A 13059-nucleotide genomic window follows, 5' to 3' on the forward strand; every position below is an offset into this window, starting at 1 on the left:
CGACCGATCCGGTCGGGGGCATCGTCGTGTGATCGGCGCTACTGCCCGGTGGTCTTCGCGACGAAGTCGATGAACGCCGGGTCGTTCATCAGCGGGATCGCCGCGCAGACCGACGCCACCAGCAGGGTCACGGCACCGCCGGCCAGGGGCACCCACCACGCCACCTTGCCGCTGCGCAGACGGCGGACCGAGAACATCGCCGTGAGCGACCATCCGACGATGAGGACGATCGAGGCGATGGTCCCCCAGAGCTTGCCCTGCGCATAGTTCGTGAACTCGCCGTCGACGCCGAGCGCGTCCATCATCTGATTCATCGCAGTCGAGAAGTCGAGGTACGACACCGCGGTCACGGCGACGTTCACCAGGCCGTAAGCGAGCAGAGCGATGGTGACGAGACGGTCGACAGGGCGCCGGCGAGGCGCATCCGTGCGGCCACCCGCCCTCGGAGCTTCCGTCCCGGCGCCGGGCACGGCCTCGGCGGGAGTCGGCGGCGCAACCTCGCCGAGCGGCGGCAGCCCTGCTGCTCGGCGCTGCTCTTCGATGGTCGCGATTTCGCCGTACTGCGGCCGCTGGTCCGTCATCCCGACATGCTATCCGTCCGGCCTCTGCACGACTCTCAGGATGCAGGCCCCGAAAATGATGGCGGCCCCGGAGAAGTGGGGACTCCTCGGGGCCGCGGACTCGGAGCGCTGGGGACGCTCGTCATCCAAGTGGGCGAGGAACGCTGGGGACGTTCCGTCACCTGTAGTGCCGTTTGCACATGCGACTACCCTCAACACTCTAGGAAAGCGCGTGCCGATCCGCTAGTGGCAGTTCTTCAGATAGTGAAGAACGCGCTCAGACGGCGGCGCTCAGTCCGGGGGCTCCCCCGGTCAAGCCGTCCGCACCCAGCTGCAGGGCGAGTCGCCGTGCGGTCCGCGTGAGCGTCGCCACGAGACCACGCCCCGCGTGCGCCTGCTCGACGGGGAGCGAGATCGCCAGGGACGCCCGGATGTTCGGCGCGATCACGGGGACAGCGACGCAGGCATTGCCGATCGCGTACTCCTCGCGGTCCACCGTGAACCCCGGCGACCGTTCGAGCTCCGCCAGCAGCGCGCGCGGGTCCTTGATCGTGCGGGGTGTCAGTTCCTCCAGACGGTGGCGCGACAGATAGTCGAGACGCTCGGCACCGGTGAGGTCGGTGAGGATCTGCTTGCCCAGCGCCGTGGCGTGCGCGCTCGACTCGAGGGCGACCGACAGATCGATCCGCGGCCGTTCCGCGGCATCGACGATGTCGATCAGATGCACCTCGCCCTCGTGATACCTCGACAGATACGCGGTGGCGCCGACGTCTTCGGTGACCTGACGCAGCGCGACGCGCACTCGCGCGAGAAGGACACCGCCGGCATCCGGACGCGACTGGAACATCGGAAAGTGCTCCCCGAGCACCAGCCCCTCGGGCTCGGTGGCGAGGTATCCCTCGTGGATCAGCGTGCGCACGAGGTTGTACGTGGTGCCCTGCGTGAGGCCGGTGAGCATCGCGAGGGTCTTGACCGGCACGGGGCGGGGGGAGTTCGCGACGATGTCGACGAGTCGCAGCGCACGCTGGACCGACCCGATGAGGGTCGGCGCCGCCTCGGTGCCGGGCACCGTCAGGCGCCTCCGCCGGAAGCGCGTCCACCCAACGCACGAGCGTCGCGCTGGCCGGAGGCGTCCTGTCGCAGTTCCTTCGGCAGCGAGAACATGAGGTCCTCCTCCGCCGTCTTGACCTCTTCGACATCGCGGTAGCCCGCGCCGTCGAGCGCGTCGAGCACCTCGCGCACGAGAACCTCGGGGACCGAGGCGCCGCTGGTGACGCCCACCGTGGCGACGCCGTCGAGCCACTCCTGCTTGACCTCTTCGGCGTAGTCCACCCGGTAGGCGGCCTTCGCTCCGTACTCGAGGGCGACCTCGACCAGTCGCACCGAGTTCGAGGAGTTCGACGATCCGACGACGATCACGAGATCGGCGTTCGCCGCGACCTTCTTGATCGCGACCTGGCGGTTCTGCGTCGCGTAGCAGATGTCGTCGGACGGGGGATTGTGCATCTCGGGGAAGCGGGCGCGCAGACGGTTGACCGTCTCCATCGTCTCGTCGACCGACAGAGTGGTCTGCGAGAGCCACACGACCTTCGACGGGTCCTTCACCTGGACCGTGTCGGCCTCGTCTGGCGAGTTCACGATCGTGACATGCTCAGGCGCCTCGCCCGCCGTGCCCTCGACCTCCTCATGTCCCTCATGGCCGATGAGCAGGATCTCGAAGTCGTCGCGTGCGAAGCGCACGGCCTCGCGGTGCACCTTCGTGACCAGGGGGCAGGTCGCATCGATGGCATGCAGTCCGCGGTCGGATGCGGCATCGACGACCGCGGGCGAGACCCCGTGGGCGCTGAAGACGACGTGAGCGCCCTCGGGGACCTCATCGACCTCCTCGACGAAGATCGCACCCTTGTCCTCGAGCTCGGTCACCACGTGGATGTTGTGCACGATCTGCTTGCGCACGTACACGGGGGCTCCATAGCGCTCCAGCGCCTTCTCGACGGCGACCACCGCGCGGTCGACGCCGGCGCAGTACCCGCGAGGAGCGGCGAGCAGAACACGCTTGTTGCCCGCCACCGGGTTATCCTGAAGCCGCCCCGCCGCCCCACGTACTCGTGGAACGCGCGGAAGGGGCAGATGAACGGCAGTCGAGGTCACACGCCAATTCTACCGCCGAGAACCTGAGCAGGAGCGGGAAGGTGCACTGAGCGGATGACGGTCTTCGAAGCGTCCACGGGCCCGGGTGAGACTCCCCCGGCGGATGCGGTCGCTCCGCGCGACTCGACGGCGGATGCTCCGACCTCGGTCGCCCGGCTCAACGGCACGATCCGCGACTTCATCGCGCGCTGGAACACCGTGTGGGTCGAGGGCGAGATCACGTCGTGGAACGTGCGAGGCGGCAACATCTTCGCCCGCCTCAAGGACACCCGCTCGGATGCTCAGATCTCGATCCGGATCTGGTCGAGCGTGCGCCCCCGGATCCCCGGGGACCTCGCTGTCGGTGACCACGTCGTCGCGGCGGTCAAGGCGGACTACTTCGTGAAGGCGGGCGACTTCAGCTTCGCGGTCTCCGCCATGAAGCACGTGGGACTGGGAGACCAGCTCGAGCGTCTGGAGAAGCTGCGGCTGCAGCTGCGCCAGGAGGGCCTGTTCGATCAGGCCCGCAAGAAGCGGCTGCCCTTCCTCCCGCACGTGATCGGGCTGATCACGGGCGAGAAGTCCGACGCGGAGAAGGACGTGCACCGCAATGCGGAGCTGCGGTGGCCACAGGTCCGGTTCCGCACCGAGTACGCGGCGGTGCAGGGCGATCGCTGCGTGCCCGAGACCCTCGCCGCGCTCGCTCGGCTCGATGCCGATCCCGACGTCGATGTGATCGTCATCGCCCGCGGTGGCGGCGACCCGCAGACCCTGCTCGGATTCAGCGACGAGCGCCTGGTGCGCGCCGTGGCCGCGGCATCCACCCCCGTCGTCAGCGCGATCGGGCATGAGAACGACCACCCTCTGCTCGACGATGTCGCCGACCTCCGGGCGTCGACGCCCACCGACGCGGCGAAGCGGGTCGTGCCGGATGTCAGCGAGCAGCGTGCGCTGATCGCCCAGTTGCGCTCGCGGGCGACGAGCCGGCTGACGCAGCGGCTGTCGCACGACATCGCCCAGCTCGAGCAGCTGCGCTCCCGCCCGGCGCTGCGCTCCCCCGATCCCATCATCGACTCGCGCTCGCAGGACGTGTGGCTGCTGCTCTCGCGAGGGCGCGACACGATCACGCGGCGCCTGGACTCCGCCGGGCGGGCGACCAGCGAGCTGCGGGCGTCGCTGCGCGCCCTCTCGCCGGCCGCCACTCTCGCACGCGGCTACGCGATCGCCCATCTGGAGGGCGGTCTGATCCTGCGCGACGCCGCGGATGCGCCGGCCGGCAGCGCCCTGACCATCACCGTCGACCGCGGCTCCCTCGCCGCCCGTTCCGAAGGCGAGATCGACGAGGCATCGGCACCCTCCGCCGAATGAGCGATCCCCGCGCACGGCGTAGGATGAAGGGGTGACTGCGCTGAACGACACCCCTGTGGACACCCTGTCGTTCGAGGCCGCTCGCGATGAGCTTGTGAGGGTCGTCTCCGAACTCGAGCAGGGCGCTCCCACCCTCGAGCAGTCCCTCGCCCTCTGGGAGCGAGGCGAGTCGCTCGCCGCGCGCTGCGAAGAATGGCTGCTCGGCGCGAAGCGCCGGCTCGAGGCCGCCCGCACCGAGGCATCCGACTCCGCCGCCCCGTCCGGCGAGGACGCATCGTGAACAAGCCCGCACCGATCGTCGCCGAGCTCGGACGCCCCGAGACCCCGGCCGAGACCGCCGCACGCAAGGCCGCCTCGAGCAAGGCCTACCGGTCGAGCCAGACGGTGCGCAGCCTTGTCGCGGCGCTGATCGCCACCCTCGCCATCGTCGCCGTGATCGTGTTCGCCGTTCCCCGAGGCGAGCCCGCGACCACCAGGACCATCGACATGGTCGGCATCGCGGCCGACGTCGAGTCCACCGTGGAAAGCGCCGTGATCGTGCCGGATCTCGACGGTTTCTGGCGCGTCAACGCCGCAGGCCTCACCGGCGGCGCGACCGCGGTATGGGATGTCACCCTGGCCCCGTCCGCGCAGAACGAGCGCGGCTTCATCAAGTTCGCGCAGGCGTTCGACGCCGACTCCTCGTGGGCGCCGCAGCGACTCAACGGCACGGCCGCCACCGACACGATCTCGATCGGCGGCCTGGAGTGGGACGTCTACCCCCTCGGCGACGCCGGTGCGAAGCAGAACATCACCTACGCGATCGGCACCCAGGCCGGAGACGACTACGTGCTGCTCTACGGTTCCCGCTCGGCCGATTCGACCGCCGAGCTGGCCGAGTCCCTCGTCCCCCAGATCCGCGATCTCTCGGAGACCTCATGACCCACGCGCTCACGCCCACCGCCGCCTGGACCCAGATGCAGGAGGGCAACCGACGCTTCGTCGACGACGCTCCCCAGCACCCGAACCAGGACGTCGCCCGCCGCAGGCACCTGGCCGCGGCGCAGCATCCGGTCGCCACGCTGTTCGGATGCTCGGACTCGCGCCTGGCCGCCGAGATCATCTTCGACCTCGGACTGGGCGACCTGTTCGTGGTGCGCAACGCCGGACAGGTGATCGGAGAGTCGATCGTCGCGAGTCTCGAATACGCCGTGGCCGTGCTGGAGGTGCCGCTGATCGTCGTGCTCGCCCACGACTCGTGCGGTGCGGTCCGCGCCGCGATCGACGGGACCGCGATCGACGCCGCTCCCCTGCCCCCGCACATCTGGAAGCTCATCGCCCCGATCGTCCCGGCCGCGCGCAAGGTGCTGGTCGAGAACGGCGGGAGCACCGTCGACGAGATCGACGCCGATCTCGTCGGCGAGGAGCACCTCCGCAACACCGTCAGCGATCTGCTGCAGTCGTCCGAGGTGATCTCCCAGGCCGTCGCCGAGGGCCGTCTGGGCATCGTCGGCGCCAATTACCGCCTGGCCGAGGGCACCGCGGTGCCCATCATCACGGTCGGGATCGACACCGAGGGGCACCACCCCGCAACCAAGGAGGGTTCGGAATGACCGACCAGCACAGCGGAGCGCAGGAATACCGCATCGAGCACGACACCATGGGTGAGGTACGGGTGCCCGTCAACGCCCTGTACGGTGCGCAGACGCAGCGCGCCGTGGAGAACTTCCCGATCTCCGGCAAGGGCCTCGAGTCGACGCAGATCGCCGCCCTCGCGCGCATCAAGAAGGCTGCGGCGCTCGCCAACAAGCAGCTCGGCACCCTCGACAGTGCGATCGCCGACGCCATCGCGCAGGCCGCCGACCAGGTAGCCACCGGCGCGCACGACGCCGAGTTCCCCGTCGACACCTACCAGACGGGGTCGGGGACGTCGTCGAACATGAACATGAACGAGGTGCTCGCGACGCTCGCGACCCGCATCCTCGGCGCCGACGTGCACCCCAACGACCACGTGAACGCCTCGCAGTCGTCGAACGACGTGTTCCCGACCTCCGTGCACATCGCCGTGACGCAGGCGCTCATCGACACCCTCATCCCCGCGCTCGACCACCTCGCCGTGGCCTTCGAGGCCAAGGCGGAGCTGTGGAAGGACGCCGTCAAGTCCGGCCGCACGCACCTCATGGACGCGACGCCGGTCACTCTCGGCCAGGAGTTCGGCGGCTATGCACGTCAGATGCGCCTGGGCATCGAGCGCGTGCAGTCGGCCCTCCCGCGCGTCGCCGAGGTGCCCCTCGGCGGTACGGCGACCGGAACCGGCATCAACACCCCGCTCGGGTTCCCGCAGAAGGTCATCGAGCTGCTCGCGGCCGAGACCGAACTGCCCATCACCGAGGCGAAGGACCACTTCGAGGCTCAGGCCAACCGCGACGGTCTCGTCGAGGCCTCCGGCGCCCTGCGCACCATCGCGGTGTCGCTCACGAAGATCAACAACGACCTGCGCTGGATGGGATCCGGCCCGAACACGGGTCTCGGCGAGCTGCACATCCCGGACCTGCAGCCCGGGTCGTCGATCATGCCCGGCAAGGTCAACCCGGTCGTCCCCGAGGCGGTGCTCATGGTGTGCGCACGCGTGATCGGCAACGACGCGACGGTCGCCTGGGCCGGAGCATCCGGATCCTTCGAGCTCAACGTCGCGATCCCCGTCATGGGCACGGCAGTCCTGGAGTCCATCCGTCTTCTCGCCAATGCCTCGCGGGTGCTCGCCGACAAGACCGTCGACGGCCTGCAGGCGAACCTCGACCGCGCCGCCGCGTTCGCCGGCATGAGCCCGTCGATCGTCACCCCGCTCAACAAGCTGATCGGCTACGAGGCGGCGGCGAAGATCGCCAAGCACGCCGTGGCCCAGGGCATCACGGTGCGCGACGCGGTGATCGACCTCGGCTATGTCGAGCGCGGCGACCTGACGATCGAGCAGCTCGACGAGAAGCTCGACCTGCTCTCGATGACCCACCCCGGGTGATCGTCTCCCGCTGACGCCCCGGGAACCCCGGCTCGGCTCTCCCCCTTCGGGGGCCGCTCTCCCCCTTCGGGGGCCGCTCTCCCCCTTCGGGGGCCGGGGGCCGCTCTCCCACTTCGGGGGCCGACACGCCAGATCACAGCCGCAACACACCATGCGGTTGGACATCTGGCGTGTCGGCCCCCGTTTTGTGCACCCCACCTGCTCTCCCCAGACCTGAGATTCTGCGAGTTCTCCCCGGATGCCGGCGCGGACGGCCGGCCCGGATGCCGCCGTGCGGCGACCCCGCGACACTGGGTCGATGCTCTCGCCCCACGACGTCCTCACCACCCTCGGCGGGATCGCGCGAGGGACCACGCTGCAGAGCTTCGGCGTCACCCGTCAACGCCTCTCCCAGGCCACGAGACGCGGAGAGATCGAACGCGTGCGTCCAGGACTCTTCGCAGCGATCTCGGTACGAAGCGACGTTCGCGAGGCCGCGCTGCACGGCGGCGCCCTCGCCTGCACCTCGGCTCTGCGCGCGCACGGCATCTGGGTGCTCGACGAGGGCACGCGGCCGCACGTATGGATCGGCCGGCGCGGGCGCCGGCTGGAGCACGGAGGATGCCGATGCGTCAGCCATTACTTCCGCGGAGACGTTCCGCTCGGTCTCGTCGACATCGAGACCGCGCTCATCCAGCTACACAACTGTCAAGGCGATGAAGCGTTCTTCGCATCGCTGGAGTCCGCCCTCAACCTCCGCCGCGTCAGTCGCTCCGCCCTGCAGCGGATCCGCCGGCCGATCCCGTCCTACGCTCGCTGGCTGGTCGATCTCGCTCGCTCCGACGCACAGAGCGGACTCGAATCGTTGCTGCGATTCCGGCTTCATCTCCTCGGGTTCGTGCTCGCGTGCCAAGTGGACATCGGAGGGGTCGGACGTGTCGACTTCGTCGTCGGAGACCGTCTGATCATCGAGGTCGACGGGCGGGAGAACCACACCGGTGCGAGGAGACACCACGACCTGATGCGGGACGCCGCCGCATCCGCTGCCGGATACGAGACGCTGCGGTTCAGCTATGCCCAGGTCATCCATTCCTGGCCGACCGTGCAGGCTGCGATCCTCGGCGCCGTCACCCGCGAGCACGACCACGCATGACACATTGCGGGGGCCGACACGCCACCTCTCGTTCCGATCGCACCGGAACGTCCGAGATCTGGCGTGTCGGCCCCCAAAATGGCACAAGACCGGGCCCAGGCCCCCGGGGCCGGACCCCGGGCCCGAACCCCCGGGCCGGACCACGGGCCCGGGCCCCCGGGTCCCGGGGGTCAGCTGAGCTCGCTGCCCTCCAGCAGTTCCGTGACCAGCGCCGCGATCGCCGACCGCTCCGAGCGCATCAGCGTGACGTGGGCGAACAGGTCATGACCCTTGAGCGTCTCGATCACACTCGCGATGCCGTCGTGACGACCGACCCGGAGGTTGTCCCGCTGCCCCACGTCGTGGGTGAGGATGACCCGCGAGTTCTGCCCCATGCGGCTGAGCACCGTCAGCAGCACATTGCGCTCGAGCGACTGGGCCTCATCGACGATCACGAACGCGTCGTGCAGGGAGCGTCCGCGGATGTGCGTGAGCGGCAGAACCTCGAGAAGACCGCGCTCGACGACCTCTTCGACCACGTTGCCGGAGACGACCGATCCGAGAGTGTCGAACACGGCCTGGCCCCACGGTCCCATCTTCTCGCCCTGGTCGCCGGGCAGGTAGCCGAGCTCCTGACCGCCCACCGCGAACAGCGGACGGAAGACGATGATCTTCTTCTGCTGCTGCCGCTCGAGAACCGCCTCGAGTCCGGCGCAGAGGGCGAGCGCCGACTTGCCCGTTCCCGCGCGACCGCCCAGCGAGACGATGCCCACATCGGGATCTGTCAGGAGGTCGATCGCGATGCGCTGCTCGGCGGAACGGCCGTGCATCCCGAACACGTCGCGGTCGCCCCGCACGAGGCGGTACTCGCCGTCGCCCGTGACCCTGCCGAGGGCGGATCCACGCTCGGAGTGGATGATGAGCCCGGTGTTGACCGGCAGACCCCGGGCGTCCTCGCTGATCCCGACCTCGCTCTCGTAGAGGTCGCTGATCTCGTCGCCGGAGAGATCGAGGGTCGTGATGCCCGTCCAGCCCGAGTCCACCGCCTGCTCGGCGAGGTACTCCTCGGCCCGCAGGCCGAGCGAGGCCGCCTTGACGCGCATCGGGAGATCCTTCGAGACGATCGTGACATCCTGCCCGTCCTGGGCGAGGTGCATGGCCACGGACAGGATCCGCGTGTCGTTGTCGCTCAGGCGGATGCCGGCGGGCAGCACCGAGGAATCGGTGTTCGCCAACTCGACGCGGAGCGTGCCTCCTTCGCCGACCTCGACCGGGAAGTCCAGACGTCCGTGCTCGACCCGCAGATCGTCGAGGTGGCGAAGCGCCTGTCGAGCGAAGTAGCCGATCTCCGGGTCGTGACGCTTGCCCTCGAGCTCCGTGATGACCACGACGGGGAGTACGACCGAGTGCTCGGCGAATCGGAAGAACGCCTGCGGATCGCTCAGCAGGACCGACGTGTCGAGGACGTAGGTGCGCAGATCCTGATCCGGATCGGCTCCCCCTGCCCGTGACGTGGACTTACGGGTGGACTGCTGCGCGGTGCTTGCGGACTGCTGCGCTGTACGTGAGGTCACGACCCACTCCCGACCCGGGCATTCCCGGTAGTTCGAACGAGTCGACCAGGGGGTCACGAGTCGTAGACCTGAGGCCGACCCGACGGGCGCCTTGCCCGATGCCTTGAAGCTACGTCCAGGTGCCGACATTCGCCCGATCCGACACACCGCGGATTCGTTACGCGTTGATTAACGGTTCGTGTCGCAGGGGCAGGACCCCGGCCGTGCGTCGCGCGAGCGACGGCGCCGCGAGGTTCAGCGGCCGAAACGTCGGTCGCGGTCGGCGAAGTCGCGGATCGCCCGCAGGAAGTCGACCTGGCGCAGATCCGGCCCGAGCGCCTCGACGAAGTAGAACTCGCTGTGCGCGCTCTGCCACAGCAGAAAATCGCTGAGTCGCTGCTCGCCGCTCGTGCGGATCACCAGATCGGGGTCGGGCTGACCCCCGGTGTAGAGGTGCTCGCCGATCATCTCGGGCGTCAGGTGGGCTGCGAGATCCTCGATCGTGCCGCCGGACGCCTGATGCGACGTCACGATGCTGCGCACGGCGTCGACGATCTCGTTGCGCCCGCCGTAGCCGACGGCGAGGTTCACGTGCAGGCCGGTGTGATCGCGCGTGCGCTGTTCGGCGTCATCGAGCACCCTGGCCAGCTCCGGAGGAAGGATGTCGGAGCGACCGACGTGCTTGACACGCCAGTTCGGCTCCTCCGACACGGCTTCGGCGAGTTCCGCGATGATCTCGATGAGATCGGCGAGCTCGGCGGAGTCGCGCTTGCGCAGGTTGTCGCTCGACAGCAGGTACAGCGACACCACCCGGATGCCGAGCTCGTCGCACCAGGCGAGGAACTCGCGCATCTTCGCCGCGCCTGCGCGGTGCCCCTCCGCGGGCGTCGCGTAACCGAGCTGACGAGCCCAGCGCCGGTTGCCGTCGATCATCATGGCGACGTGGTGCGGCACGGACGACGGGTCGAGATGGCGGCGCAGCCGGCTGGTGTACAGCCGGTACAGCGGGCCTCGCCCCTGGCCGTCGCGTGACATCACCTCCCTACGCTATCGTGCCCGACTGTGCGGGTCACGTGTGAGAGAGCAGCAGCACCGGATATGTACGGTTCGCGGAATGCCCGCCGCAATAGAGTGGGGCCGTGAGCACTCCCGACTCGGCACCCGACCTCCCCCAGCTGCCGCTCCTCGAGGAGGCGGCGCACGACTCCGCGGTCGAGATCAGACCGACCTGGCGAGGGTGGATCCACGCGGCCACGTTCCCCGTCGCCATCGTGGCGGGCATCGTGCTGATCGCGGTGGCTCAGGGCGGGGCCGCCAAGTGGGCAGCGGCGGTGTTCATGGTGACGTCGATGCTGCTGTTCGGAAACTCCGCGCTGTACCACCGCTTCGACTGGAGCCCCAAGGTCAAGATCACGCTCAAGCGCATCGACCACGCCAACATCTTCCTGCTGATCGCCGGCACGTACACGCCCCTGGCCGTGCTCGCGCTCCCTCCGGGGAAGGGCGCTCTGCTGCTCGCCCTCGTGTGGGGCGGCACCGTGGTGGGCATCCTGTTCCGCGTGTTCTGGATCAATGCGCCGCGCTGGCTCTACGTCGCGCTCTACCTGCTCATGGGCTGGGCCGCGGTGATGTTCATGGTCGACCTGTTCACGGCGAACGCGACGATGATGGTGCTGGTCATCATCGGCGGACTGCTCTACACGGGCGGTGCGATCGTCTATGCGCTCAAGAAGCCCAACCCCTGGCCCGGCCACTTCGGCTTCCACGAGATCTTCCACGTGTGCACCGTGCTCGCGTTCCTCTGCCACTGGGCGGCGTGCCTGCTCATCGTCCTCGGCCCGCTGTCGCCGTCCCTGGGCGCCTGATCGCCGGCGCATCGGATCGCACCGGCGCACAGCACCGTCGTCTCAGACCGGTCCTATCGGACCGTCGAGGCCGGGGCAACCGCCCCGAGCGGTCAGCGCCTGTCGGGGTCGTCGTCGCCCTCGGTGACGATGGGCAGATCGGCATCGGTCTCGGTGGCCCGATCCGCGGCGAGGGCGGCCTCCTCGGCATCCAGCTCTTCCCTGACCTCTTCGCGGTAGCGCACCCGGCGGATCCGTCGGTTCATGTCGAGGATCAGCAGGATCACGGCGACCAGGATGATCACCACGGCGGCGAAGCCGACGAAGCCCGGGGTGACCAGCTGCGGGTCCACCGTCATCGTGGGGGTGGGCATCGGAGTCTCGGTCAGAGCGAGCATGGGGTTCTGCCTTTCCTGCGCAGGTCGCATAACCTGGTGTTACCAGCCTAACGACCGGAAGACCCGCCCCGTGACGACCGCAGAACAGCTCGACGCCCGCTATGGCCGTACCCGACGACGGCGCGGCCCCTGGATCGTCTTCCTGACGATCGCCCTCGTGATCATCGCCGCGTTCGGGTGGTCGATCGTCACGACGCAGATGAACGCCGTCGATGCCGACGACCTCGGCTACGACCTCGTCGACGAGCACAGCGTGACCGTGCGCTTCCAGGTCACCGGGGTGCAGGGCAAGGATGTCGCGTGCGCGGTCGAAGCCCTCGACGAGGAGTTCGGCGTCGTCGGCTGGAAGGTCGTCGAGATCCCGGCCGGGGACAGCCATTCGCAGGCGCTGTCGGCCAGCGTGCCCACCGTGTCCGAGGCCACCACAGGTTTGGTGAACAGCTGCTGGGTCGCCTAGACTCATCGCAGACAGATGACGCCCTGGCACTGTGCCAGGGCGTCTTGGCATATCCCCCGCGGACCATCGCCGGGTACCTAACGAAGGAGCTCCGTCATGTCCACTGACGCTCAGGTTCCCTTCCTCACGCAGGAAGCCTACGACCGGCTCGTCTCCGAGCTCGAGCACCTCTCCACCACGGGGCGCGAGGAGATCGCGAAGCGCATCGAGGCGGCCCGCGAAGAGGGCGACCTCAAGGAGAACGGCGGGTACCACGCCGCGAAGGACGAGCAGGGCAAGCAGGAGGCGCGGATCCGCACCCTAGAGAACCTCCTGAAGACCGCCAAGGTCGGCGAGGCGCCCGCGAGCCGCGGCATCGTCGAGCCCGGCACCGTCGTCACCGCGATCGTCGCCGGAGGCGAGGAGGTCTTCCTGCTCGGCAGCCGCGAGATCGCCGCGGGCAGCGACCACGACGTCTACAGCGAGGCCAGCCCGCTCGGCCAGGCGATCCTGGGCCTCAAGGTCGGCGAGAAGTCGTCGTACGAGGCCCCGAACGGCCGTTCGATCTCGGTCGAGATCGTCGCGGTCGAGACCTACACGGGCTGACGCGGCGGGCGCCGAGTCGCGCACGCATGCAAGAGGGCCCCGTCCATGTGGACGG

Annotated in this window: 15 protein-coding genes; 9 read left to right on the forward strand and 6 right to left on the reverse strand. The window is 69.0% G+C overall.

What is annotated here, in order from left to right; genetic code table 11:
* Positions 1-38: 38 nt before the first annotated feature.
* The 3 genes from ABTZ43_RS14860 to ABTZ43_RS14870 form a co-directional block, all read right to left on the reverse strand.
* Entirely contained in the window at positions 39-581 is a 543-nt protein-coding gene (locus tag ABTZ43_RS14860) for a DUF6264 family protein (protein ID WP_350539368.1), read from the reverse strand.
* Positions 582-837: 256 nt separating this feature from the next.
* On the reverse strand, positions 838-1629 hold the full coding sequence (locus ABTZ43_RS14865) for an IclR family transcriptional regulator (RefSeq protein ID WP_056416070.1): 792 nt from the start codon (positions 1627-1629) through the stop codon (positions 838-840).
* A gap of 2 nt (positions 1630-1631) precedes the next feature.
* Positions 1632-2711 carry a 4-hydroxy-3-methylbut-2-enyl diphosphate reductase gene (locus ABTZ43_RS14870; protein ID WP_188042376.1) on the reverse strand — a complete coding sequence of 360 codons (1080 nt, stop codon included), beginning with the start codon at positions 2709-2711 and terminating at the stop codon, positions 1632-1634.
* A 54-nt stretch (positions 2712-2765) separates the two neighbouring features.
* On the opposite strand from ABTZ43_RS14870, the gene xseA reads away from it, so the two are divergent.
* From xseA to ABTZ43_RS14900, 6 genes are all read left to right on the forward strand, one after another.
* Positions 2766-4058 carry an exodeoxyribonuclease VII large subunit gene (xseA, locus tag ABTZ43_RS14875; protein ID WP_350539369.1) on the forward strand — a complete coding sequence of 431 codons (1293 nt, stop codon included), beginning with the start codon at positions 2766-2768 and terminating at the stop codon, positions 4056-4058.
* Between the two features lie 31 nt (positions 4059-4089).
* Positions 4090-4338, forward strand: a complete 249-nt coding sequence (locus tag ABTZ43_RS14880; protein ID WP_056416062.1) for an exodeoxyribonuclease VII small subunit — start codon at positions 4090-4092, stop codon at positions 4336-4338.
* Positions 4335-4979 (forward strand): DUF4245 family protein, encoded by a 645-nt coding sequence (locus tag ABTZ43_RS14885; protein ID WP_350539370.1) that lies wholly within the window; start codon positions 4335-4337, stop codon positions 4977-4979. The genes ABTZ43_RS14880 and ABTZ43_RS14885 overlap by 4 nt, the downstream gene beginning before the upstream one ends.
* Positions 4976-5650, forward strand: a complete 675-nt coding sequence (locus ABTZ43_RS14890; RefSeq protein ID WP_350539371.1) for a carbonic anhydrase — start codon at positions 4976-4978, stop codon at positions 5648-5650. Before ABTZ43_RS14885 ends, ABTZ43_RS14890 begins: the two co-directional genes overlap by 4 nt.
* Complete coding sequence (locus ABTZ43_RS14895) at positions 5647-7056, forward strand: class II fumarate hydratase (protein ID WP_350539372.1); 1410 nt, start codon at positions 5647-5649, stop codon at positions 7054-7056. Before ABTZ43_RS14890 ends, ABTZ43_RS14895 begins: the two co-directional genes overlap by 4 nt.
* A gap of 298 nt (positions 7057-7354) precedes the next feature.
* A complete protein-coding gene (locus ABTZ43_RS14900) occupies positions 7355-8188 on the forward strand; it encodes a DUF559 domain-containing protein (RefSeq protein WP_350539373.1) in 834 nt (277 codons plus the stop codon).
* A gap of 170 nt (positions 8189-8358) precedes the next feature.
* Here the strand turns inward: ABTZ43_RS14900 and phoH2 are convergent, their stop codons facing one another.
* Complete coding sequence (gene phoH2 / locus ABTZ43_RS14905) at positions 8359-9741, reverse strand: RNA 5'-3' helicase PhoH2 (RefSeq protein ID WP_149423409.1); 1383 nt, start codon at positions 9739-9741, stop codon at positions 8359-8361.
* A gap of 234 nt (positions 9742-9975) precedes the next feature.
* Positions 9976-10755, reverse strand: coding sequence for an isoprenyl transferase (locus ABTZ43_RS14910; RefSeq protein WP_056416050.1), 780 nt, complete (start codon positions 10753-10755; stop codon positions 9976-9978).
* Positions 10756-10859: 104 nt separating this feature from the next.
* Between ABTZ43_RS14910 and trhA the strand changes: the two genes are divergently transcribed.
* Positions 10860-11585, forward strand: coding sequence for a PAQR family membrane homeostasis protein TrhA (gene trhA, locus ABTZ43_RS14915; protein WP_350539374.1), 726 nt, complete (start codon positions 10860-10862; stop codon positions 11583-11585).
* A 92-nt stretch (positions 11586-11677) separates the two neighbouring features.
* On the opposite strand, the gene ABTZ43_RS14920 is transcribed toward trhA, so the two are convergent.
* Positions 11678-11962, reverse strand: a complete 285-nt coding sequence (locus ABTZ43_RS14920) for a hypothetical protein (protein ID WP_045255579.1) — start codon at positions 11960-11962, stop codon at positions 11678-11680.
* Between the two features lie 70 nt (positions 11963-12032).
* On the opposite strand from ABTZ43_RS14920, the gene ABTZ43_RS14925 reads away from it, so the two are divergent.
* Positions 12033-12419, forward strand: a complete 387-nt coding sequence (locus ABTZ43_RS14925; RefSeq protein WP_350539375.1) for a DUF4307 domain-containing protein — start codon at positions 12033-12035, stop codon at positions 12417-12419.
* A 96-nt stretch (positions 12420-12515) separates the two neighbouring features.
* Positions 12516-13004, forward strand: a complete 489-nt coding sequence (greA, locus tag ABTZ43_RS14930) for a transcription elongation factor GreA (protein WP_045255581.1) — start codon at positions 12516-12518, stop codon at positions 13002-13004.
* Positions 13005-13059 lie beyond the last annotated feature (55 nt).

The sequence above is a fragment of the Microbacterium sp. NPDC097977 genome, assembly GCF_040302605.1.
Taxonomy (GTDB): Bacteria; Actinomycetota; Actinomycetes; order Actinomycetales; family Microbacteriaceae; genus Microbacterium.